The sequence below is a fragment of the Algoriphagus faecimaris genome, assembly GCF_900101705.1.
Lineage (GTDB): Bacteria > Bacteroidota > Bacteroidia > Cytophagales > Cyclobacteriaceae > Algoriphagus > Algoriphagus faecimaris.
The window spans coordinates 1-25,372 of record NZ_FNAC01000003.1; the positions used below are offsets into that span (position 1 = coordinate 1).

16 protein-coding genes and 1 pseudogene are annotated in these 25,372 nt (G+C 43.3%); 3 read left to right on the forward strand and 14 right to left on the reverse strand.

Annotation, left to right across the window (positions count from 1 at the left end; all coding sequences use genetic code 11):
- Positions 1-298, forward strand: a pseudogene (locus tag BLQ57_RS21085) (hypothetical protein); the annotation flags it as partial.
- Between the two features lie 672 nt (positions 299-970).
- Positions 971-2,095 (forward strand): 6-bladed beta-propeller, encoded by a 1,125-nt coding sequence (locus BLQ57_RS02095; protein WP_087939512.1) that lies wholly within the window; start codon positions 971-973, stop codon positions 2,093-2,095.
- A gap of 155 nt (positions 2,096-2,250) precedes the next feature.
- Here BLQ57_RS02095 and BLQ57_RS02100 read toward each other — a convergent pair whose 3' ends face one another.
- From BLQ57_RS02100 to BLQ57_RS02115, 4 genes are read right to left on the reverse strand one after another with little or no spacing between them, the layout of a single operon-like run.
- A complete protein-coding gene (locus BLQ57_RS02100; RefSeq protein WP_087939513.1) occupies positions 2,251-3,459 on the reverse strand; it encodes a serine hydrolase domain-containing protein in 1,209 nt (402 codons plus the stop codon).
- A gap of 12 nt (positions 3,460-3,471) precedes the next feature.
- Complete coding sequence (locus BLQ57_RS02105) at positions 3,472-4,161, reverse strand: ABC transporter ATP-binding protein (protein ID WP_087939514.1); 690 nt, start codon at positions 4,159-4,161, stop codon at positions 3,472-3,474.
- Positions 4,158-5,414, reverse strand: coding sequence for an ABC transporter permease (locus BLQ57_RS02110; protein WP_087939515.1), 1,257 nt, complete (start codon positions 5,412-5,414; stop codon positions 4,158-4,160). The genes BLQ57_RS02105 and BLQ57_RS02110 overlap by 4 nt, the downstream gene beginning before the upstream one ends.
- Positions 5,415-5,417: 3 nt before the next feature.
- Positions 5,418-6,500 carry an efflux RND transporter periplasmic adaptor subunit gene (locus BLQ57_RS02115; RefSeq protein ID WP_087939516.1) on the reverse strand — a complete coding sequence of 361 codons (1,083 nt, stop codon included), beginning with the start codon at positions 6,498-6,500 and terminating at the stop codon, positions 5,418-5,420.
- A gap of 120 nt (positions 6,501-6,620) precedes the next feature.
- Between BLQ57_RS02115 and BLQ57_RS02120 the strand changes: the two genes are divergently transcribed.
- Positions 6,621-7,520: an alpha/beta hydrolase gene (locus tag BLQ57_RS02120; protein WP_087939570.1), complete on the forward strand. Its 900-nt coding sequence runs from the start codon at positions 6,621-6,623 to the stop codon at positions 7,518-7,520.
- A 48-nt stretch (positions 7,521-7,568) separates the two neighbouring features.
- Here the strand turns inward: BLQ57_RS02120 and priA are convergent, their stop codons facing one another.
- From priA to BLQ57_RS02170, 10 genes are all read right to left on the reverse strand, one after another.
- Positions 7,569-10,088, reverse strand: coding sequence for a replication restart helicase PriA (priA, locus tag BLQ57_RS02125; RefSeq protein ID WP_087939517.1), 2,520 nt, complete (start codon positions 10,086-10,088; stop codon positions 7,569-7,571).
- Between the two features lie 4 nt (positions 10,089-10,092).
- Positions 10,093-12,117, reverse strand: a complete 2,025-nt coding sequence (locus BLQ57_RS02130) for a thioredoxin domain-containing protein (RefSeq protein ID WP_087939518.1) — start codon at positions 12,115-12,117, stop codon at positions 10,093-10,095.
- A gap of 73 nt (positions 12,118-12,190) precedes the next feature.
- Positions 12,191-13,177: a GSCFA domain-containing protein gene (locus BLQ57_RS02135; RefSeq protein ID WP_087939519.1), complete on the reverse strand. Its 987-nt coding sequence runs from the start codon at positions 13,175-13,177 to the stop codon at positions 12,191-12,193.
- Positions 13,178-13,212: 35 nt separating this feature from the next.
- Positions 13,213-13,638, reverse strand: a complete 426-nt coding sequence (locus tag BLQ57_RS02140; protein WP_087939520.1) for a DUF1801 domain-containing protein — start codon at positions 13,636-13,638, stop codon at positions 13,213-13,215.
- Between the two features lie 3 nt (positions 13,639-13,641).
- Positions 13,642-15,708 carry a S9 family peptidase gene (locus BLQ57_RS02145; RefSeq protein WP_087939521.1) on the reverse strand — a complete coding sequence of 689 codons (2,067 nt, stop codon included), beginning with the start codon at positions 15,706-15,708 and terminating at the stop codon, positions 13,642-13,644.
- Between the two features lie 3 nt (positions 15,709-15,711).
- On the reverse strand, positions 15,712-16,722 hold the full coding sequence (locus tag BLQ57_RS02150; RefSeq protein ID WP_087939522.1) for a PDDEXK nuclease domain-containing protein: 1,011 nt from the start codon (positions 16,720-16,722) through the stop codon (positions 15,712-15,714).
- A 3-nt stretch (positions 16,723-16,725) separates the two neighbouring features.
- Positions 16,726-18,024: a D-alanyl-D-alanine carboxypeptidase/D-alanyl-D-alanine-endopeptidase gene (locus BLQ57_RS02155; protein WP_087939523.1), complete on the reverse strand. Its 1,299-nt coding sequence runs from the start codon at positions 18,022-18,024 to the stop codon at positions 16,726-16,728.
- 60 nt (positions 18,025-18,084) lie between these two features.
- Positions 18,085-19,506 carry a SusD/RagB family nutrient-binding outer membrane lipoprotein gene (locus tag BLQ57_RS02160; protein WP_240507805.1) on the reverse strand — a complete coding sequence of 474 codons (1,422 nt, stop codon included), beginning with the start codon at positions 19,504-19,506 and terminating at the stop codon, positions 18,085-18,087.
- 12 nt (positions 19,507-19,518) lie between these two features.
- The gene (locus BLQ57_RS02165) at positions 19,519-22,605 is read right to left on the reverse strand and encodes a SusC/RagA family TonB-linked outer membrane protein (RefSeq protein ID WP_087939524.1); all 3,087 of its coding nucleotides are present in this window, start codon (positions 22,603-22,605) and stop codon (positions 19,519-19,521) included.
- Positions 22,606-23,038: 433 nt separating this feature from the next.
- Positions 23,039-25,318: a sodium-translocating pyrophosphatase gene (locus BLQ57_RS02170; protein ID WP_087939525.1), complete on the reverse strand. Its 2,280-nt coding sequence runs from the start codon at positions 25,316-25,318 to the stop codon at positions 23,039-23,041.
- Between the last annotated feature and the right edge of the window lie 54 nt (positions 25,319-25,372).

The following is a 25,372-nucleotide window of genomic DNA, read 5'->3' on the forward strand; positions in this document are numbered from 1 at the left end:
ATATCAGGTCAAGCCCTTCTACAACCTGTTCAATCGAACCTTTGAAAAGCATGGACTAAAGATGAAAAGCTATGTAGCTGTCCAAAAGAAACTCCTAACCACCATCTACGCATTATGGAAAACCAACACGCCGTTTAACCAGAACTATCAACCACAAACATCCAAAGAACAGGAACTGGAGCTTCCCTCTCCGGTCAGCTTTGCAAAAGCTGAAAAAAGTAGTGCCGATCGAGTCGGCACTACACAAGGTAAACATCCAAGTGAACGATCACTGTATGCTTCCTCTCCGGTATTGTAAAGGTAAAAATTTTCAGAAAACTCTTGTTTAGAAAGATAGTACCTCCACCCAGCACCCAAAAACTTCCGAGATGCTTAAAGGATACTACGCTTAGGGGGGCTCAATTTTTAATTCTGAAAACCTAAGATGTACGTATGATTTTTCCAAGAATCAAAATTAAATTAAAAATAGTTGAAATTCGATAGTTTATTTTATTAGTTTAAGATATCACCGAATAAACTAAGGGATAAAGGGGGTGGGCAAACTAAAAATTCAGAAGAATATTCCGGAAAAAATCCGTTTTTCAGCTTGTACTTTTTTAAGAATTTCAAGTCTCTGACCCTAAGTAATTTGGAGGTTTGAAAACGATTTTTTAGAATCAACCATTCATTTAATTATTTTCAACACTTAATCATTTACAACTATAGAAAAACTAGCTAAATTAAAAATCGTACTTGCCTTTATTGCATTAGGTTACATTATGTCTTTGCCGATTGGCGCATCCGCGCAAGGTGGACTCGAGGGCCCTGGAGGAGATTGCAAATGGAAGAGAGCTTCCTGCGGATTGTTTCAGGGAACCTATGAAGCCTGTCTTACCAATGGTGATGGTAGTCTTTGTTCTTGTGGTGACGTAACTAGAAACTGTTAAATTTTTAATAGAGTAGGGCAAACGCCTTGTTCTTCTTTTGACCCATGAAAAAAAAATACCTCTTAGCCCCCGCCTTTTTTCTGACTTTATTTACAAGCTGCCAAAACGTAGATCAGTCCCAGCTGAACATGACGAGCTGGGATATATCCGCAGGTAGTTCATCCAGTGAAAAATTGTCAGAAATCGTCCATCCGGACTATTTACTGATTCCGTTAGAGACTTCTTCAGAATCTTTAGTTTCCAAAATCGATAAGGTCGTCCTACACGAAGATAAAATTTACATATTGGATGGTTTTTCAGAGGCTCGTATCAAAGTGTTTGATTCTTCTGGTAATTTTTTGCAACAAATCGGAAAAACTGGAGAAGGACCCGGGGAGTATAGAAATCCGGTCGATTTTTTCTTGAAAGACGGTTTCATCTTCATCTACGATAATCCAGACAATCTCCTGAAATACACGTTGGCAGGTGATTTTGTCGAAAGTGAGCGTACTGGTATCTCCGGGTTTAGGATAGAACCTAATCAAGATCATGGGTTTGCGATGATCGACGGGGGGACCTCATCAAACCTAGTGACGACGGATGAGCAGTTTGGCCAAATGCAATCATTTTTTCCATACCGAAGTCGATTTGTCGACCAAATCATTCTGTATCCACTCATTAAGACTCCAAATGGCGATTTACTTTACAGGAGGTTTTTGAACGATACGATCTTTAAAATCGAAAAGAACGGTTTTCCTGTGCCTCATTTGTTTATAGACCATGGAGATAAGGCTTTTTCTCTGAAACAAAATTGGGGAGATAAAGCCATTAATGACGATGAGCTGGAAAATCTGACTAGTAACTATTCGGTGAATCAGCTTTACCTAGAAAATGATTCCCATCAACTGGTATTTTATTTTAGTTCCATGTCACCCTTCTTCGCAGTGCGAAATAAGGAGACCAATAACTCTAAAGTCTTTGATTTTTTGAGTTTTGAGAATGATATTACCCTGACTCCAAACTTTGCCTTTACTCATACTTCTGATGGATATTTCATTGGAGTAGTAGATCCTGCCGCCGTGTTTATGGACAACAAGCCTGTGGAGAGTTTTCCTGATAAAATGAGATCGGTATTTAGTCAGCTTGAGGATAGCGATAATCCTATTTTGCTATTGGCAAAGTTTAAATAATTCGCTCCAGTCCATAATTGCGTTGTACACAAAGATTGATTGTACAGTCTTGGATTATAACTATATACAGGTCTATCGAAGAATGTGAGAATTAGGATGCTGTTTAGAATTGTATTAAAAGCTAAAAGGCCCTTGATATTCAAAGGCCTTTTGGTTTACTTGATGATTGCTTGATAGACCATTTGCCTCATTTTATTACTATAATAATTGCTATACTGATTGTTTTGAGTCATCAGGAATGATATCATATTTTCTTTAGGATCTATAAAAAAGTAAGTGCAATAAGCTCCACTCCAAAAATACTGACCTTCAGATCCTAACATATCCGCATCAGCCAAGTCGACCATGATTCCAAATCCTAATCCAAACCCATATCCCGGATCATACTGAAGCCCTTCTATATGATTTTGGGTCATCAGTTCAATTGTTTTTGGACTGAGATATTGCTTGCCATTCCATTCTCCTCCATTCAATAGCATTCTGGCAAAAATCGAATAATCTTGCGCTGTAGAAAATAGCCCATGAGTTCCTCCAAATACCTTATTTCCATTAATGGGTGTCTGATTGGGCATTTTGATTAAGTCTCCTTCCTTCGAGTACCCATGAAGGGCCACCATTCTTTTGGACTGTTCCTCGGTCAAATTATAGCCTGTATCTTTCATACCGAGTGGATCAAATAGTCTCTTTTGTAAGAATTGGTCAAAACTCATCCCAGAAAAAACTTCCACCAAACGAGCCGCGATATCCGGAGAGGCAGAATAATACCACTGCTCCCCAGGCTGTCCGAGCAAGGGGATACTTGCCAAGCTTTTTACTCTAGTTTCAATAGATTCATGGGCTTGCATGTAAAGGGCTTCTCTGACTGCTTCCTCTTGCTTTGAATTTCCTAATCCATGGGTAAAGCCAGCTGTATGACTTAAAATCTGAGCGATGGTAATTTTTTGCTTTGCGGCTTCGGTGGGGCCATCCTTTCCATCTTCCGGATTGATGAGCACTTTTAGGTTTTCAAACTCCGGTAGATAAATTTCGACTGGGTCTGTCAAGAAAAATTTCCCCTCCTCATATAACATCATCAAAGCCACGGTTGCAATAGGTTTGGTCATGGATTGGATGTAAAAAATCTGGTCGGTTTGCATGGGTTTTTGAGCTTCTATATCGCTCATACCAAAAGCTTTTTCATAAGCTTTTTCTCCATCTTTATAAATCAGGACGACTGCTCCGGGGATTTTACCTTGGGAAATCTCCTTTTCAAGAAAGAGATCGTAACGGGACAATCGCTCTGGAGAAAGTCGACTTTGAGCTGAGGTCAGCGAGAAACTTCCTATCCAAAAGAGAAATAGGAAAAAGTAGGATAGTTTTTTCATGAGAGGGATTTTTTATGATTTAATGATTTTTCCATCTTCCATTTCGATCGTTCTATGAGTGCCTTCGGCAAATTCCGGGTCATGGGTGACGATCAGCATGGTTTGGTTGAATTCTTCAGCCAGTTCCTTAAACTTATTGAAGACAATATCGGAGTTTTTCTTGTCCAAATTACCGGTAGGCTCATCGCCCATAATCAATAAAGGATCATTGATCAAGGCCCGGGCAATGGCTACCCGTTGCTTTTGACCTCCGGAAAGCTGATTGGCCTTTTTCAGCGCATGTTCTTCCATTTCGAATATTTTTAGCTTTTCCATCGCACGGTGCTCGAGCTCTTCTCGGGAGTACTTACCTAGCTTTAAGCCTGGAATCATGACATTTTCCAACGTGGAAAATTCATTCAGTAAATAATGAAACTGAAACACAAATCCGATTTTTTCATTTCGGATACGTGCCAAGTGGTCATGGTTTTTGTCGCTGATTAATTCCTGATCCAGGTGCAGCTTGCCTTGATAATCTGTGTCCATGGTAGATAGGATGTAGAGCAGTGTAGATTTTCCACAGCCTGATTTGCCGACCACCGATACGAATTCACCCCGATTGATGGTGAAGGAGACCTGCTTGAGTACTTGATTCTTCACTGGGCTGTAAAAGTATTTGTCGATATTTTCGGCTTGTAGAACCGTCTTTGCTGTCTTACTCATTTTCCTCTGATGATATCTACGGGATCTACTCCACTGGCTTTTTTTGCTGGAAAATACCCGGCCAGGTAGGTGGTGATAATGCTAAATATTCCTCCGATAAGGTAATACTGCGGATTGTAGTCCACCGGGAAAGTTTTGATCGTCGGGAGAGCCTCTGTCTCAAAAGGAACCTGATCGATCCCGAGACAGGCCAAAAAACCAAAGAGCAATCCCAAAGTCCCGCCTACCAATCCAATAGTCAAGGCGATGGTGATGAAAATCCGATTGACATCCGAACCGCTAAAACCAATAGCCTTCAATATGGCGATCGTGTCCAGCTTTTCATAGATCATCATATTGAGAATATTGTAAATCCCAAATCCAGAAACGACCAAAAGGGTGATTCCCACCGCATAGCTAATCAGCGAACGGATTTGGGTTCCCGTCTCAAACTGCGCATTGACCGTCTGTATGTCATCCGCATCGATTCCATAAATGGACTCTAGTTCCTGTGCCATGGCGGGCGCGAGGTCGAGGTTTTTGAGTTTTACCTGGATATCGGTGATAAAGGAGGGAGGCTCCCCCAGCATTTTTTGTACAGTGGCGATGGAGGCAAAGCTATTGGCATTGTCATAGTCTCCCAATCCGGATTGGTAGTACCCGACCACTTTTAGTTGGATGCGATTGCCTTGGGAGGTGGTAACCTGAATCACATCACCGATATCAGCGAGCATGCGATCTGCCAGTCCTTTACCGAGTATAATGGTATTGTTTTGAACCAATTCTTCCAGATTTACAGCCGTTACATAGTCTGAAAATGCAAAAAGTTGGGTTTCTTTTTCCACATCTATACCATTAACCAAGCCGGTGAGATCGATGGTGCCGACATTAAAAAAGACCTGCGAGGAGATCTTTCGGCTGACCCCCAAAACCCGTGGGTCCTCCTCCAAGTCCTGAATGATTTTACTGGCATTGTGAATGGCTAAGCGACTGGTAGAAGGCTTGATGGATCGGATCACATTCCAGGCATCGGCAAACTCTCCCTTCTGATCAATAGGTTGATTGGGGTTGGGTTTGATTTCATTGTAAAAGCGGATGTGTGGCGTGCGATTGAGTACCAGCCCATCGAGCATGGTATTCAGCCCGTTCATAAATCCCAGCAAGGCCACAAACATGGTGATGCTGAAAAGTACACCTACAGCCGCAATGGCCGTTTGCTTGAATCGGGCTAGCATCAAGGCTGTGGAAATTTCAAAAATCAGCGACCACTTCATCTTTTATGGTTTGATAATTTGGGTGCTTTCAGTGATTCCTTCCAGAATTTGGGCATACTGGAAGTTTCGGATCCCCACTTTAACAGCGACCGTATCTCCATCAGAGAGAATCACCTCTGAATCGCCAATCAGGTAACTTCTAGGAATAACTAGCGCATTTTCAACAGCAGAAGTCAGAATATTTGCTTCTAGACTCAGATTAGGGTATAAGGAAGGTGGGGTATTGGTGAATGTAGCCTCTACCTGAAAACTCTTGGATTTGGTGTCCATCAAGGGATAGATTTTCGTCACCTTTCCTTCAAAAACTTCGCCTGCGTAGCTATCCATACTCACCACTACTTCCTGATCGAGTTTTACTTTGGCAATGTCATATTCATCCACTTGTAACTCCATGATAAATTTTTCAGCATCACCAATGACAGCCACCACTGTTTGCGGTCCCACCATTTCCCCTGTTTCCTTAGGAAGAGAATAGACTCGACCATTCACTTGGCTTTTGAGCACGAAGTCACTTTCTAAGGCCCGGCTGATGGCAGCAGACTTGGCGGCACTTCGGGAGTTAAACTCAATCTCACGCTCCACATCCTGATATCGAAGCAGTGCTGACTGATAGTTGTTTTTAGAGTTTTCGTAGGCCAGTTTTCGCTGCTCCAGCTCCACAATCGTTCCGATATTTTGCTTCCAGAGATTTTGCTGACGGGCATAGAGTAGTGAGTCATTTTGCAACCTGCTTTTGGCAAAATCAATGGCCAACTGAAGATCCCGGAGCTTACTTTGATTCTGTTGGTAATCAGCAAATGCCTGAGCCAATTCGGCATTTTCCCTGCTTAATCGCTCCCTTTCGTTATACACCGCCAAGATGGGGGTTCCTACTTCTACCAAATCACCCTCTTGGACAAAAATCTCCTGAATAGGTCCTGTCCCATTTGCAAAAGCTTCATATTGATTTAGGGCTTTGATATTGCCTGAAGCATAGACAGATTCGGTAATGTCGCTAATGAAAGGGGTGGTGGTTTCTTCCTCGGCTGACATACAGGAGAATAGGCTCCAAAATGCCAGGATGCTTAGAAGGTTTGAACGGTTCATGTTTTTGCTGAAAAGAATGTCTACCAAATGAAAGCTGTTTTTAGCAGGATTTTCATGATAATTGTCAACTTACTCACAAATTCAAATCAAACAAAGGATTCTAATCACGGTTCTTCAAGGATGAAAAATTATTTTCTGTTTTTGCCAGCTATTCTGCTGTTCTCTATTCAGTCATGCGCTTTCAAAGGTGTGGTTAGGGAAAAGAATATTCCCTACATCGAAGCTGATAATTCCTATGACCTACCTGCCAAAGAGTTGAATGTTTTTTCACCCAGGAAAGCCTCGAGTCTTCCGGTTTTGATATTTATCCATGGGGGTAGCTGGAATAAGGGCAGAAAGGAGATTTATGATTTTATGGGAAATAGGCTCGCTCGCCGAGAGGTAGTGACTGTAATTATCGATTACCCTTTGGCGCCTGATTATCAAGTGGATGATATGGAAAGGGCAACCCTCTTGGCAGTGGATTGGGTGGAAAAAAATATATCCAACTACGGCGGAGATCCGGATCAAATCTTTATTTCCGGGCATTCGGCGGGAGGACATTTAGCAGCTCTAGCAGCGATCAAAAAAGAGTCATGGGAAGAACTTGGCAGATCCAATCCCATCAAAGGAGCCATTTTGAATGATCCGGCAGGTTTGGACTGGTATTGGTTTTTGACTGAGCGAAAAGCAAAATATAATGCTGAAGACAATTATGATGCCTTTACTGCTGATCCTGAGGTTTGGAAAGCCTATTCTCCAATTTACTTTTTGGATGAAAGTGAAGTGCCGCTCTTGCTAATGGAGGGGGAGCGAACCTACCCCGGTATTCGCTTGACGGTGGAGCGTTTTCGGGATAAGGCTGAGGAAAAAGGAGTGGATTTGACCTATTCCTTTTATCCCAAAACCAAACATATTCCCATGATCACTCAGTACTTCTGGACATGGAGTAAAGGCTATGATGATGTCTTAGGTTTTATTCAATTTCAGTCAGAAGGTAGCATGCGGACGAGTTCTTCGGGAGTTACTACGGGTAAATAAGTTTTGGAGAGCTTAAGGGAATTCCATTCAAAATCAGTCAGTTGTGGATCAACTTGGGTCTACGTCCACGATCCAGCGAACTGATCGGAAGTCAGGGATAGCTTGTAATTCCTGCAGTATTTCTCCGAGTTTTTCTTTGAAGAGGGTTTGGGTAGCTCCGGATCGCTCGAGCTTGATCAGGCTTTCAAACTGATATTGATTTTTGATGCGGCCGATCAGCCCTTTTTCGGGTCCCAAGACAATCTTTTTCACAGGTATTTTGGCCATCTCTCGGTGGAGGGCGATAGCTGCTTTTTCCCCTTTTTTGAAATCGGTATGTCGGGTGGTGATTTTCACCAGTTTGACGTATGGTGGATAAAAAAATTTCTTCCGGTCAATCAGCTCCTGTCTGAAAAACTCATCATAATCACCTTTGAGTACTTTTTCAAAAAGTGAATGTTCCGGATTTCGAGTTTGAATAATGACTTGCCCTTTTTCAGCTCTTCGGCCTGCTCTTCCAGCCACCTGAGTGATTTGTTGATAGGCGCGCTCTCCGGCTCGGAAGTCCGGAAAATTCAATATCCGGTCTCCATCCCAAATACCCACGACCGTCACCCGGCCAAAATCCAAGCCTTTGGTAATCATCTGTGTCCCCACCAAAATATCAATCTGTCCGGCCCCAAATTCATCCAAAATCCGCTGATAGCCATATTTGCTTCGAGTCGTATCCAAATCCATTCTCCCCATCCGAGCTTCGGGAAAAAGTAAAGTCAACGATTCCTCAATTCGCTCTGTTCCCATGCCCATGGTGCTGAGTTGGGTGCTACCGCAGGCAGGACAGGAGCTCGGGACTTTTTCCTTGTACCCGCAGTAATGACAGCGGAGTTCCTCGGCAAACTGATGGTAAGTCAGGCTGACGTCACATTGTACACACTGTCCGGTCCAGCCGCAATCTTCGCATTGAATATAGGGCGAATAACCACGGCGATTTTGGAAAATGAGTACCTGCTCGTTTTTGCCCAAAGCCTCTTGGATTTTTTCGCGAAGTAGGCGGGAAGAATCCAGTTTGAGTAGGTTTTTCTTTCGGTCTGCCGCCAGATTAGCCAGGTGAAACTCCGGTAAAGCCGAATCTCCAAACCGAGATGTCAACTGTACATAGCCGTATTTTCCTTTGCTAGCATTGTAATAGGATTCAAAGGAAGGAGTCGCAGAACCCAATAGGGTTTTGGCCTGATGAAAATAAGCGAGCATAATCGCCGCATCTCTCGCCTGAAACCGAGGTGCCGGGTCAAATTGCTTGAAACTGGCCTCATGCTCTTCATCGATGATGATCAAGCCCAAAGAGTCAAAGGGTAGAAAGATGGAAGACCGCACCCCGACCACAAACGAAAAGCGCCCGCTCAATACACCATTCCAAACTTCCACTCGCTCATTGTCCGAGTATTTCGAATGATAGACGCCCATTTTGGAGCCAAAAACCTGCTGTAAACGATTGACGATCTGAGTCGTCAAAGCGATCTCCGGAAGCAGCAGCAAAACTTGAGAGCCGCTCTCGAGTACTTCCTGAATGAGTTGAATGTAGATCTCGGTTTTTCCACTTCCCGTGATTCCATGGAGTAGGACGGTGTTTTTCTCTTCAAAATGCCCTTTGATTTCTTGGACGGCTTGGGTTTGGGATCTGGAGAGTTTGGCTGCTTCCTTTTCGGGTTCCACCTCGCCGATTCGATTAATGAGTTGCTTGAAGCTTTCGAAAACCCCATTTTTTATCAGCGTTTTCAGCGAACTTTCTGAATCTCCCTCTTCCAAAAGTTTAGCCTTGTCCAATCCTTTTTCATTCAATTTGGGAGATTGGAAAATTGGAACATCTCTCAAGTATTTGAGGAGAATGGATTCCTGCTTGGGCTTTTTAGCCAGTTCCTCAAAAAGGGTTTCTAGGCTTTTTCTATCGGAGACAAAATCCTTGGTTAGCCTTACACGGGTCTCGATTTTTGGTGTGTATTTTTCCTGTACTTTTTCAAAAATCAAAATGGCTTCCTTGGTCACCAAGCTTTTCAGGATGGGATGAATCGTTTTGATCCCCAAGACTTTTTCGCAGTCCTCGTAGCTTAATTCGGAGTTTTGCTCCAGTGCATCCAGGATTTTATCCTCGCGCTCATCCATGGGGTAGGGGGCATTTTCCCGGTCAAAATTGGGGTTGGCCTGCACTTTGGATTCGCTGGAAAGCCTGAGCCCCGAGGGCAATGCGGCAAACATTACCTCTCCGATATGGCAACAATAATATTCCGACATCCATACCCAAAACCGAATTTGCAGAGGATTGACGGAGGGCTGAATATCTAAGATTTCTAAAATAGGTTTGGCTTCGTAGGCCTGAGGAGCTTTGTTGTGAACCTTTCCGATGATTCCGGTTAGAATTTTTTTTCGGCCAAACTGCACAATCACTCTTGCGCCAATCTGAATTTCGGATAGCAGATTGCGGGGGATTTTGTAGGTAAACATCCTGGGGATGGGTACCGGTAAAATCACATCAGCAAAAGAAAGTGATGCGGTCTGGGGGCTGAAATCTTCTTCTCCAAAAAGGCTTTGCACAGAATCAGGTTAAATAAGGCAATTGTACGAGCGCTTCTTCCACCTTGCTGACTGGTCGGCGACAAGCATGATCAAAGCAAACATAAATTAAGGCATTTTGGGTCGAATCGGGAGTTTTTCCTTTCAAAATTGGGGCAGTTTCTGTCACTTTTTCCGACCAGGCCACCACCATATTTGACGGACTCGCTTTCATCAAATCCATAGCGAGTTTTTTGGCGCCTTTTCCCACAATCCCGATTTCTGCTGTTGGGACGACGGACTCTAGCATCAAAGACGCCCAATTGGCCAAAAATCCAGGTTCTTTTAGTACCATTGCCTGCATTTGGCGCAGCATTTTCTGGGAAATCTCACTGTATTTTTCCTCATAGGTCAATAAGTAAAGACGATGGAGATTTCTTGCCATGATCGAGTTGGAGGCAGGGATGACATTGTCAAAAAGCTCCTTTTTGTTGGCGATGAGTTTTTCGGCTTTGGGATTATTGAAGAAAAATAGCGCGTCTGCTTCATCAAAAAAGTGTTTGATAGCCTCGTCTGTAAGTGATTTTCCCAGTTTGAGATACTTCGGTTTTCCACTCACTTCGTAAGCCATCAGGCTGGCTTTGATCAGGGCGGCATAATCCTCAAGAAAGGCAGGCGTGTAGGCTTGATCATTTTTGAAGGAGCGGTAAAGAACTCCCTTTTGGGTCATTTTTTTTTGAATAAAATCAAGATTCCTCAGTGCCAGTCGGAGCATTTTCTTTTCTCCTGTAGCTTTATATGCTTGAATCAATCCTGCACTCATCAGGGCATTCCAGCCGGTAAGGATTTTATCATCTTTTCCAGGGAAAATACGTTCGTTTCTGACTTTCAGTAATTTGGCTTTTATTTGCTGGAGTTTTTTAAGTAATTCAGCTTCGCTGATCTTAAAATCATGAGCAATAGCAGTATAGGGTTCTGTCTGGAAAAGAATATTGACACCGTCTTCCCAATTCCCGTGGATTTTGAGGTTATAAAGCTTCCGGAACCAAGGCATTTCATCTCCGACAAGTTTTTCTAATTCGGAATAACGCCAAGTGTAAAATTTCCCTTCCACTCCTTCACTGTCGGCATCTTGTGCGGCATGAAAGCCACCTTGTTCGGTGAGCATTTCAGCTTCAAGCCAGTTGACGGTTTCGGTGATTTTTTCGAGGAAAAGAGAATCTCCATTCACCTGATAAGCTTTTGCGTATAATTCTAAAAGCTGCCCATTGTCATACAGCATCTTTTCAAAATGCGGAGCAAACCATTCTCCATCCACAGAATAGCGGGCGAACCCTCCACGCAGCTGATCGTAGATTCCGCCCATGGCGATTTTCCGAAGGGTGAAAAATACGGTTTCCTGAAGTTTTATGTCTTTAGCAGCCAAGGCATAATCCAAAGCAAAACTCCACACCCCAGGCATAGGAAACTTAGGAATACGATTCATTCCACCCCATTCTGGGTCAAATTGCTTTTGAAGTTTAGTGATGACCTCTGCTAAGTCATTAGGGCTTGCCTGTGTTTCGCTTGGACGAATTCCGTACTTTTCGACTTCTGATCGATTGAGTGTATTGCCGAATCCCTCAGCACTTTCAGCCAACTGATCGGGATGTTTTTTGAAAGCATCCCCAATATTGGCCAATAGGCGGGTCCATTGCTCATTTTTGAAATAGGTGCCGCCATAGAAGGGCTTCTGATTGGGCATCAGGAATACATTCAAGGGCCAGCCTCCTTGCAATCCCATGGCCTGCACGGCATCCATGTAGATATTGTCTAGGTCAGGCCGCTCCTCCCGATCGATTTTGATGCAGACAAAGTGGGCATTCATCAGCTCCGCTGTCAGCTCGTCTTCAAAACTCTCCCGCTCCATGACGTGACACCAATGGCAGGCCGAGTAGCCAATAGAAACCAAGATGGGCTTATTTTCCGCCTCGGCCTTTTTGAGAGCTTCGGGTCCCCAAGGATACCAATCGACGGGGTTGTTGGCGTGTTGGAGAAGGTAGGGGGATTGGGAATTGGCGAGGCGGTTCATGGTAATTAGAAATTTTGGCTAAACCCTCCGAGGGTTGATCAAATTAAAATGGGATTCTAGGAAATTTACTCACCTATTTTTGTAGAAACCCTCGGAGGTTTTTTTTTACAGATTGGACTTCACTCGAAAAATCAAATTCTGAGTTTAATCGTTCCAGTTTGGTCAATAGGTTTTTGAGAAACTTCCGGTGAGAATCACTTTCAGGATTCAAAGGCCGATGAGTAAGTTCTCGCTGTATTTTACCAATTTCTGAGATTTTTTCTTGAGTCTCTTTGGAAAAGAAAGTAGTGGAGAATTTGTCCCAAATGTAATTTTCAGCTTCCATCGTCGGATGGATTCTATCTTCCTTGTAAAATCTATAGTCCCGCAATTCGTCTATCATGATCTCGTAGGAAGGGAAATAACTGACAGATTCAAATTTTCTTTGCAATTCATGGCAAAGCACCCGAAGAAGACTTTTACTCAGCTGGTTTTCGGGAATACCATCTTTGATATGGCGAACGGGGCTAACAGTGAGAATGATGTTAAGCTGAGGAAAAACTTGGGAGAAATTATCGAAGACATGGGATAAATCCACTTTCATTTTTTCAAGAGAGGATAGCTTCTTCTCGAAAATCTTTTGCGGCTGCTTATGGCAATTTGCCACAGATCCAAAATCCTGATGCTCGTAAATCCAAGCTGTCCCAAAGGTCAAAATCAAGTGGGTGCCAGTTTTTAAGTATGCATGGGTATTTTGTGTAAGTTGATTCCATTTTTTTTCAAGTTCTTCGGGGCTTTTAGCATTCATATCCGAATGCAAACCATAGTGAAAAAATAATCCTTCTCGTTCTAATAATCCAGCTTTGTCCAAAGAGTCCTGAAAGAGGGTTTGATCCAGTAATCGGGCCAGCATGCTAGGATGAAAAATCGTCCCAAACGGGTTGGTCAAAACGTCAAATTTGCTGTCTAGCATTTTCTGTCCCATCACTTGCGCAAAACAAGAACCCATAGTCAGGATTTTTGACTGATGGGAAACGAGATTTGCTGAAGGCGAAATATCGAAAGAGGTAAACCAATTCATGACATGAATTTAAGAATTCTAAAAACGAAAATATTTTATTTAGTCGGATAGTTCGCCTTCATCCAATCATAGGACTCCTTGATCAATTGCCGTAGAATCTGCTCATCTACATCCGCTAGTTTATTGATGTAGAGGCATGAAGCTCCGGTTTTATGCTTTCCGAGTTGGGCGAAAAGCGAATCAAAACTTTTCTCCATACAGCCAAGGAGGTAAATCGAAAGGGAGGTCTTGCGAGGTGAAAATCCCACAATCAGAAAATCCCCCTCTCGACCGCTCTCATATTTGTAGTGATACTGCCCAAATCCAACGATGGAGTCGCCCCACATCACGGCTTTTTCTCCAGTGACCTCTTCCATGATTTGTTTAATGCGGAAAGCATCCTCCCGCTTTTTGGGGGATTCCACTTGACTGAGGAAATCATCCACTGAAGCATTTGTAGGCTGGGTTTTATTTTCTGCCATAGCTTAATCCATTAAGTGTTTTTTGAGAAATCTTGCTGTTTCATTTGAGACACGAATCATATTTTCCCATTTCATCCAGTGATGAGTGTCTCCTGGAATCAGGATGAATTCGTAGGGCTTTTTCAATTCGTCAAAGCGTCTGATCAAATTGGTGGTTTGGGAAACGTTGACATTGCGATCATCATCCGAGTGAATAAAAAGAACCGGACTAGTCCAAGTATCCAAATCTGCGATAGGGGAGGAATTCCAAGCTATTTCCTTGGCTTCCTCATAGTCCGGTGCCACTTCATAGCCTTCAGGCAGATCGTATCTTCCATCCAAATCATGAACTCCGTGGATATCCACACCCACCTTGAACAAGTCCGAATCCCGAGCCAGAGCCAAAGCTGTGAGATAGCCGCCGTAGCTTCCTCCATAGATTCCAATTTTATCCCCATCGACTTGAGGTAAATTAGCTAAGAATTCTCCTCCGGCCTTCACATCCTGGTATTCTACTGCCCCTTGATAGTAGCCGTAGGCAGGTCGGTGAAACTCATAGCCATATCCAATTCCCAAGCGGAAATTCACCGAAAGGACCACGAAACCCATTTCGGCCAGATACTGGTTCAGTGCATAGGTATTGGTGTAATAATCCATATAACTCCAACCCAATAACATCTGCCGCTGCGGCCCTCCGTGGACGAAAACTACGCCGGGTTTTTGGGCTGGTCCGCCACTCTTTTCAAATAGTTGCCCATAGACTGTTGTGCCATCTGGAGCAGTGAATTTCACTTGTCTTGGAGTGACTAATTTTTCCTCAGGGAAATCAGTAGGGAGCAAATCGGCTTGAAGTAGCTTAGCTTCACCTTCTTTTTTTATGGTGACTAGGTGTGGCCTTTTGGCGGAAGCCGAAAAATAAGCCAAACCATTTTCTGCTAATGCAACCGGATAGGCTTCGATTCCTTCTCCATTGGTTTCCCAATTTAGTTTTTTACTGCCCAACTCCACTGAGCCTATATGTCTGCGATCTTTGTCGGCCTCAGTTGGGCCCTGATTAGCCGAAAAAAGAATGCGTTTGCCATCGGGGCTGAGTTTGATCTGCTCGACCATGTAGTCTCCTGGAGTCAAAAGGGACTCAGCTTTCGTTTCCAAATCCAAACTATAGAGGTGCTGCCAACCGTCATGGTAGGATTCAAACACCAATTCGTTCTCATTGGGATAAGAGAAAAAGAAATAGCGATAAGACCCTCTCAAAGTCTCAGGAGCTTTCCAAAGCATTTCGGCTTCTCCGATGGCTACATCCGCATGCCAAATTTCCCAAGGAGCATGTCTTGGCTCCAAAAGCGGAAAAGCCGCACCTGTTCCACCAAGCGCTTTGATAAAGGCGATTTTGCTGCCATCCGCTGACCATTTGGGCTGGGAATAGCGGTGATATGATGGTGCGATAAACTGAATGGGAGTCTCTGCATCCCGATAGATTCCGATGAGTTGATGTCCTCCTCGGTTGACAGTGAATGCTAGGCTTTTTCCATCAGGAGAATATTCCATGGAGTTGACGGAGCCTTTGATGTCAAATAGTTGGGAAGGCTCTAAGTCTTTTGCAAGATCGATGGTAAAAACTTTCCCATTTTTCAAAAAAGCCAAAGTAGAACTAGGGCCCACTACCAAATCATCGCCTTCACCGATGATACTTATTGCTTGAGTGGTTAGGTTGATTTTCCAAATTTCCACTTTTGGAAGCGTAGGGAGATTGTCCACATTCACAGTGGAGGAGTATAGATAGCCACCGTGATCTCCGCCTCGTACGAATATCAACCAATTTCCATCCTGGGAGAAGCGCAAGCCGGTGATTTCCTGCCCATCATCTTTGTCAAAGGAAGTGAGTTTCTCAGCAGTGAAATCCGGGGCTTTGGCATAGTACACATTTCGCTTTCCCTGCTCAAACATAGCCCAGGCGAGTTGAGTGCCGGTTTGGTCCGCTGTGAGTTCGGAGGGGAAGGTGAATTTTCCTATCTCTTCCATCGTGAAGGTTTGGGAGACGGCAGGGAAGGAGATGAGTACAAAAAGGATAAAGATTAGGCGGAGTTTCATAGTTTAATTGTTAGTAAGATGGCGTTCGAGTTCTTTTGCTAATTCCTCCTTATTTGGGAGGTAAAGCTGGTATTTGCTGACAAAAAGCTGATTATTGATATTATCTGTGGCGTATTCGACCAAAATATGATCTTTGTAGGCTCCCAAAACAATCCCTATGGGGGGATTGTCGCCTTCCACATTTTCTTCTTTTCTGAAATAATTGAGGTATAGGTTCATCTGACCAATATCCTGATGGTCAATCTCCCCTCGTTTTAAATCGATGAGAACAAAACACTTTAAGATTCTATGGTAAAAAACCAAATCCACATAAAAGTGTCTGTTGGCCAAACTGATGCGATATTGTTGTCCGATAAAGGCAAAACCTTTTCCCAGTTCCAATAGAAAGCCTTGGAGATTCTGGATCAGCTGAGTTTCAAGTTCACCTTTGGTATAGTTTGTTTGATGTTTTAAGCCCAAAAATTCAAAGACATATGGATCCTTGATTAGGTCTTTTGGATGCTGTATTTCCGCACCCTTTTGGGAAAGTTGTAGAATCTCATCTTTCTCCTTGCTCAATGCCAATCTGTGAAAAAGCATACTCCTCATTTGTCGCTTCAGCTCCCGAACTGACCATTTCTCCTTTTCACATTGTTTGGTGTAGAAACTGATTTCTAACTCATTATCGGATTTTAATATTTCATAATAATGTCCCCAGCCCAAATAGTGGGACAGCGTCCCACTATTTGGAAAAGCCATGTAAAGTTTTCTCATATAGAACAAGTTTGACCTTCCGAAGCCTTTTCCAAACTCCAAAGTCAAATCTCGGGAAAGCCGATCCAGAAGATTGGAACCATACTCCGATTTTGCTTCTCCTCCCTGTTCAAACTCCACGATGTGCCTTCCGATTTGCCAGTAAGTCTGTACCAAAATCGTATTTACAGCTCGTCCAGCTTGCTCCCTTCCTGCGATCAGAAGCTGACTGATTTCCTTCTTTAATGAAGAGTAGCTGTTGGTTTGAGGGGATTTCTTCATGGTTTAATACCTATCGTGGATCATGTAAAGCACCTTTTGCAACTCCGTTTTCAGTTCGCTCGAGGGAATCTGATAGTTATTCATTAGGCAGGAAAAGTGAAGGATCTTTCCGCTTTTGGTGATCAGGTAGCCACTCAATGCATTGGACATACTAAGCGTACCCGTTTTGGCATAAATGTAAGGAGGCTGTCCTTCATCAGCAGGATACCAGTTTCGGATGGTTCCGGATTCTCCACCGGCAGGGAAGTAGGCTTGGATTTTTTCCCATGGGACTTCTGCGCGGATTTTTCCTAAAAGGCTGATGATAGATCGCGGAGTAAACATATTCCTAGAAGAAAGCCCTGAGCCATCATACCACATGGGTTCGTCGGGAAGGTCATTCAATAAATTCTCCTTGGCATAGTCAATCGCTTCCCGGGTACTCAGGCGATTGTTCAGTTGGTCAGATACTAGGAGTAAAAGTTGTTCAGCCAGAAAGTTATCGCTGATTTTCATCATCTGAGCATAGATGCTATCGGCTGGAGCGGTTTGGAGTTTTTTAGGATCAAGCTTCAAGTAGTTTTCGCCAGAAATGAGGCTGACTTTTCTATCTAATTTTTCGCTCAAAAGCTGAGCAGCAAATTCTGCTGAAGTGACAAATGGGATATCCCGCTCAAAGTTTTTCTCTGATTCAGGTGTGAAATACTGGTATTCATTTTTGAATCGGTCCCTGCGAAAAGTAAGGTAGCTGGGAGGTCCTGTGACTGGAATCAGTTTATCTTCAAAATAGGAGGGATAAGTCTCAAACCCAGATTGGGTAGAGTCCTTGGAGAATCGTACGACATTGCCATAAATCGGAAACGCAGAGCGCTCGGTGGCATAGTAGGCATTGTACCAATCCCAGGACCAGCCTGGCCCAAAAGCATCCACTTGGTCAAAATTATTGACGAGATAAAGTTCTTTCTCGGACTTTTTTAAAAAATCTACGACCGTGCTGTCCTGAAAGTCAGGATGGAGCAAACTCGGATCTCCTGTGCCCCAGAAAATCAGGGAGTCACCGCGCTCCAAATAGTTCAATCCGTTTATTTTACCCTCTCCCAGAATAGTGTAGGAGGTATAAAAGGTGAACAACTTGGTATTGGAAGCAGGGATGAAGTATTTATCCTCATTGATGGCGCTAAGTGTTTTGTTTTTGACTGGATCGACAATCATTAAACCCAGATGTCCCTTTTCAAAAACATCTGAATTGCGAATGCTTTTGTTGATTTTCTGGACAGTGCAGGAGCTACTGAGGATGAGGAAAACAAGTAGAATTCTTTTCATACGTTTAAAATAAAAAAAGTCTCCCGCATACTGCGAGAGACTTTGTTAAATGGTTGATTTTTATTGGTCCCACCAGATTCGATCCAAGAGCGTGACCTGGGGAACATTGTCCCCGTTTCGACTCACTTCACTATCCGGATAAGCTAATCGGCGGATGAAATTGCCATTTAGGTTTGGATTTAGATTTTCCGGAAGCGTCATGTCCTTGTAAGCATAGTCAAATCTTCGGGCATCATTCCAAGTTTCAGGATGGAGAAACATCGCCACCCATTTCTCTTTCATGATATCTGCAAGTGTGAGATTGGAAGCCCCCATACTTACACTTGGGTCATTCAGATAGCTGATTTTGTCCACATCGGCCACTCCCAGCATATCCATGTGGGCTTCGATTCCAGTTAAATAAGCTTCGTAAGCTCTTGCTGCATCCGTACTCAAAGCTGCTTCAGCCTCGATGAATTTTAGCTCAGCATAGGTTGCTATCAAAATAGGGGACTGAGTGGAAGTATAGTATTGGCCGGGTATCAAGGTGGATCTTGCGCCTTGCTCCGGAGCATCTCCTCGACCCGCTCCGTTTGGAACACCGATAAACTCTCCCTCATCCGTAGTGCCCACCATCAAGGGAAGACGTGGATCAAAAGTCGGGTAGGAAGTCCCATCTAGAGCCTCGATAAACTGCTCCGATATCCAACCTCCCAAAAGTAAGTTCTGGTTATTGATAGCTACCTGCGCCCAAGGATTAAACCGCTGCTCGAAGAAGGTGACAGAAGCATCATCAGCATTGGAAGTAAAACCTCCCGCTACGGCGGTAAGCACCTCAGAAGCATTAAATGAGGAGGTGTTTTTAGTATGGATCAAGAATCGGGCTTTTAATGAATTTCCAAATTTGATCCAGTTCTCCACATTTCCTGCGAATATAAAATCATCTCCACCGATAGAGATGGCAGACTCTCTCTGCAAATTAGCTACACCTTCATCCAATAGACTCAGGATGCGATCATATAGAATCTCATCATCATCGTAGGCAGGAGTTACGGTTTCGAAATTGAAACTTTCCGAAAAAGGTACGTCTCCAAAGAAGTCTACAGTCATACCTAGGTTTAAAGCCATCAAAACTTGAGCGGCGCCCAAATAATGATTGGCTCCGGATTCTTCTGCTTTTCGGACGATCTCGTTGAGATCTGTCATGACATTGTAGAGATTAAACCATGTGCCACTGTAATCCAGCTGATCCATTACATCAGAGCCTCCTGATGGGTTGGGAGAGGCAAGGTACTGTACAAAATTGCTCGTGGCACTTCCTGCCCGCTGTACATTCAGCGCGGTCTCAAAAGTACTATTGGTCATCAGCCCTGAGATGGGAGCATCTTCTGGGTTGTTTGGATTTTCATTGACATCCAGAAAGGACTCACAGGCAGAAGCCAATAAGATGACAGATGCCCCTAAAATCGCTGATAGTTTATTTTTGAATTTCATCTTTTTCATGATTTTAAAGGTTTACAGTCCCAAGTTCAAGGTGAAGAATACACTTTGTACGCCTGGGAAACCCAGACCGGTAAATCCTACGGCATTTCCACCTGCACCGGCAGAAAATGACTCTGGATCAAATCCATCCCAAGGGGTGTAAAGGATGATATTATTGGCTGCTACAGAAATTCTGGCTGTCCTGAAAGGAGTTCTTTCGATAATATTGGGCTGAAGATTGTAAGCCAAAGTGATATTTCTCAGCTTAATGAAGCTGGCATCGAGGACAAAGTTTTCTGAAGTGGTTCGGTAGTGATTTCTCCAGTATCCAGCCCCATAGTTTACTCCGTCAGGCCCTACTCCTTGGCCTAGCCAAACTTCCTGATTATTCTGTGAGCCATCAGCCAATACACCAGGGAATACTCGGAAATCATTTCGGGCTAGAGAAGCCTCCTGTTTTCCAAAGGCAGACAAGAAATTATCGAACTGACTGAATTGGTCCACTCCAGCTCGGAAATCAACAAGAAAAGACAGTTCAAATCCTTTGTAATTGAAGTCATTTCTCAATCCTCCAAATACCTTGGGGACAGCATTGCCCAACACCAACTGATTACCTGTACGAACAGGGAAACCATTGGCTCCGATCAACTGAGGAAGGCTTCTGTCCAGGATTTCTGAATCAGGGTCTGCTCCCGGTCTCACATAGCTAGAGCCATAAATATTACCGAAGGGCTGACCTTCTTTCAGAATCATGGTAACTGTACTGCCCACATAGCCAAACTGAGAGCCTACCACGATTTGATCGATTCCTTCTCGGATAGCTACAATTTCATTTTGATTGGTGGTGATATTGGCCATCACATCCCATCGGAAATCACCTCTTTCTATAGGAGTACCTCCCAATACGATTTCCCATCCTCTATTTTCGATTTCACCGGCATTGGTGATGTAAGAAGAAAACCCTGTGGCATCCGAAATCGGTACCGGAATGATTTGATCCTTCGCATTGGACTTGTAATAGGTCACATCCAAACTCGCTTTGTTATTGAAAAACGCCAATTGTGTACCGAATTCGATAGAAGTAGTCAATTCTGGTCGAAGTAGGGGATCTCCAAAGGTGGAGTTACGCGAGAATCCTACTTGGCCATTCAGAGGAAAGACAGAAGGAGAGACAAAAGTAGCTCCCAATATATGTGGATTGGTGTCTTTACCCACCTGTGCCCAAGAAGCTCTTAGCTTCCCGAAAGTCACCCAGCTTGGCATTTCTAAATGCTCACTAAAGGCATAACTTAAATTAAAGGAAGGATAGAAAAAGGAGTTGTTGTTTACGGGCAGAGTGGAGGAAATATCATTTCGTCCTGTGATATTCAGGAACAAGAAATTTTTATAGTCGACCATCAAATCCCCATAAAATCCTACCAGCCTTCTCATACTTTTTCCCTGAGAAGCGAAAATCTGGGTAGTGTTATTGAGGTTATAAAAACCCGGGATCACAAAATTGGAACCTGTGGCAGTGACTCGGTCAAAGTTTCTTTCGAAAATATCATTACCTAAACGCAGGCTCGTATTCCAATCTTCATTCCATTGCTTTTGAAGTGAAATGTAAAAGTTGGAAGTGATGTCTCGACTATTGATTCTTGTTTCTTCCAGAAACCCTGTAGAGCTCAATGCCACTTCCCCATCGATACCACTCGGGCCGGGTGTGATCTCTGTTCTTGAATCCGAGTAATTATCCATTCCTAGTCTGTAGGAAAGCGTCAACCAATCCGTAGGACTGTAATTCAAGTTAATATTACCAATTACTCGATTGACATTGTCTTCATAAGTCGCAAATCGCGCATCATAGATCGGATTAGTATTGGAATATGTCCTCATGGTACCGTCAGGATTGATGTAGTCACGGACGTCCTGTGTCTCTGACCAATACATCATACGCTCTAGGAATCGGTCATGCGGAACTCGATTACCTCCGGAATTGGTATAGTTCATAGATCCAGAGAAATTGAATTTCTCGCTTACTTTGATCGTGCCAGACAGTTTGGCGCTGGTTCTGTCCCAGTTTGAAAAAGGTATAATTCCTTTTTGGTCCAGTCGGCCAAATGAAGAATAAAACGTAGCCTTTTCATTTCCGCCAGAGACACTTAAGCTATTGTCAAAATTGATTCCGGTGTCAAAAGCACGAGTCCAGTTGTCCTGATAGACATAGTTGGGGTCATTTTCTTCTGCAATATTCGCTCCCCAGGAGGGCCAGAAACTGGAGTCATCCCTAACCCCGCTAAAGCCTTGTCCATATTCCTTTTGAAGTCTAGGTTTTTTGACCAGTTTGTCGAAGCCCAAAGAAGAATTGAAGTCTACTCGGATTTGTCCTGCTTGCCCTTTTTTAGTGGTGATGATTACGGCCCCATTCGCTGCTCGTACACCGTACAAAGCAGTAGCAGCGGCACCTTTCAGGACTGACATGGATTCGATATCATTGGGATTGATATCTGCGATTCTGTTAGACATACCCCGAGGAGTGCCTCCTGACTCGATAGTAGAGTTGTCCACAGGAACTCCGTCCACTACAAATAAAGGCTGATTGTCTGCTGAAGGATCTAGGGAGTTAATACCCCTGATGATAATCCTCGCTGACTGTCCGGGAGCACCACCGGAGTTGGTCACCTGTACGCCTGCAACTTGGCCTTGTAGCGCATTGACAATATTGGGTTGACGGGATTTGGTAATGGCTTCTGCATCGATGCTTTGTGCGGAGTAACCTAAAGACTTTTTCTCTTGGGAAATACCAAAAGCGGTCACGATGACCTCGTCAAGCTGGGATTCCTCCGTAGCCAATACCACATTGATGGTATTGGTATTGCCTACAGGTATCTCCTGACTCTCGAAACCGATGAAGGAGAATACCAATACTGATTCTGAACCGGGTACCGAGATGGAGTAATTTCCGTCGATATCGGTGACTGTACCTGTTGAGGTACCTTTGACAACGATACTCACCCCGGGAAGGGGCTGACCGTCTTCTTTTGCTGTTACTTTTCCTGTGACAGCCTGCTGGGCAAAGAGTGAAATCGAAGTCAGCAAACTCATCAGTAACAGCAAGGTGTACTTGTAGCTGTGTTTCATGCGTGAGATAGTTTAGAAATAAGAAAATTGGTTTTAAGTAGATTATTCAGGGTTTTGCATTTTTTTTCAGTTTTGTAAAAGAGAAATCTCCATTTAAAGCATTTTTTGAAGCAGTTATGCTTCTTTTTGATAGGTTTCAATTAATTATTCTAAAATAGAAAGCCTTAGAAAACTGAATACTATCCATTGATAAATGCATTAATTTTAATCTCTAGTTTCAAATTATGCTTAATTTAAAAAGAATGAATGGTTTATTTCAAAAAATGGGTTCAAAAAAATCTAGAAATATTTCAAATGATTAAAAAATGAAATAATATTTGCCTTTGCGACTTTATGCCATAATTAATTTTTTTTTATCGCAATAAAAGGAATTATCGGGCAAAAAAAGAGGCTGTCCGATATGGAACAGCCTCCCTTATTGGGTCTTTTTTAATTAGTTAATCACTTTTTTGATTTCGGTAATGACTTCTTTACCATTTTCCATTTTGATTTCTTTTTTGACTTCAACTACTTTGGCATCTGCCATTTCATCATTAGATCCATGAGAAGATAGAAGCGGAGCAATTACCAATCCCACCAAACAAGTCAACTTGATCAAAATATTCATGGATGGACCAGAGGTATCTTTAAATGGATCTCCTACGGTGTCTCCCGTTACAGCAGCTTTGTGAGCTTCTGAGCCTTTGTAAGTCATTTCTCCATCGATCATTACACCTGCTTCAAATGATTTCTTAGCATTGTCCCAAGCACCACCGGCATTGTTTTGGAAGATCGCCCACATCACACCTGAAACGGTAACTCCTGCCATATATCCGCCAAGCACCTCAGCAGCCAATAGGGTGTCGCCGGTAAACAACTGTGTCAAAAAAGCAATTAAGATCGGAGATACAATCGTCAACAATCCCGGAAGCATCATCTCCTTCAAAGAGGCATTCGTAGAAATCTCCACACACTTGTCATACTCAGGTTCTGCAGTACCTTCCATGATACCAGGAATCTCTTTGAACTGACGTCTTACTTCCTTAACCATAGCCATGGCAGCTTTACCAACGGAACTCATAGCTAATGCGGAGAATACTACAGGAATCATAGCTCCTACAAAAAGAGCAGAAAGAACTGGTGCCTTGAAAATGTTGATGCCATCGATACCAGTGAAAGTAACGTAAGCCGCGAAAAGTGCAAGGGCAGTCAAGGCTGCAGAAGCAATGGCGAAACCTTTACCAATAGCAGCAGTCGTGTTACCGACTGAATCTAAAATATCTGTGCGCTCACGTACTTCTTTTGGTAATTCGCTCATTTCAGCAATACCACCAGCATTATCAGCAATAGGGCCGAATGCATCAATAGCCAACTGCATGGCTGTAGTAGCCATCATGGCAGAAGCAGCAATCGCTACACCATAGAAACCTGCAAAAGCATAGGCTCCCCAGATGGCAGCAGCGAAAAGCAATACAGGAGCGAATGTCGACATCATACCTTGAGAAAGCCCCGCGATGATATTGGTTGCAGCTCCGGTAGATGAGTTTTGGATAATGGTCATTACAGGCTTTTTGCCCATTCCAGTGTAGTATTCTGTAAAGTAGCTTATTAAACCTCCTACGGCTAAACCGATTAATACCGCAACAAAAACGCTGAATGAGGTCACAGTTTGCAAACCTTTACCGAAGAATGACATTTGCATTTCTCCAGGTAGCATCCAGTCAATGATGAAATAAGAAGCAATACCTGTCAGAATGATTGATCCCCAGTTTCCTCGGTTCAATGCAGCCTGCACCTGTGCTTCTTTTGCATTGTTGTCACTGATTTTGATAAACCAAGAGCCTATTATCGAGAATATAATACCGATTCCAGCAATCAAAACTGGTAAAAGTATAGGGCCCATTCCTCCAAAAGCGTCATTCATGGCTGTGCCATTATTAATGTCATTGATTAGGTAGTTACCCAATACCATCGCCGCAAGCATGGTGGCTACGTAAGACCCGAAAAGGTCAGCGCCCATTCCTGCTACATCACCTACATTATCACCTACATTATCAGCAATAGTCGCAGGGTTACGGGGGTCATCTTCTGGAATCCCAGCCTCCACTTTACCAACCAAGTCAGCGCCTACGTCAGCAGCTTTAGTATAAATACCACCGCCTACACGGGCAAAAAGTGCAATAGATTCAGCACCTAGTGAAAAACCGGCAAGTGTCTCCAAAACGATGGTCATTTCCAAATAGAATGATTGCTCACCGGTGATGAAAAACTGGACTAGAAGCGCAAGGAGTAATGAAAGACCGAATACAGCCAATCCCGCAACACCAAGTCCCATTACTGTGCCACCTCTAAAGGAGACCTGAAGAGCCTTTGGTAGGCTGGTTCTTGCAGCTTGTGTGGTTCTTACGTTGGCATCTGTTGCGATGCGCATCCCGATGTTACCTGCAATAGCTGAGAATACTGCTCCAATTACGAAAGCAATAACGATGAACCAGTGCGTGGTTTCAACCAACATTGAAACGATACCTAGCAGAATCCCCGCTACAACAACAAAGATGGAAAGCATTTTGTATTCAGCGGCTAAGAAAGCCATCGCTCCTTCTTTAATGTAACCAGCAAGCTTCTTCATGTTTTCTTCACCTTGATCTTGCTTGATGACCCATGTTCTCAAATAAAACATGTATGCTAATCCGATCACCCCAAAAGCAGGTAAAATGTAGATTAAGTTTTCCATTTATTTTTTTCTTTTGACTCCTTGATTAAAATTAATTGGGCAAATATAGAATTT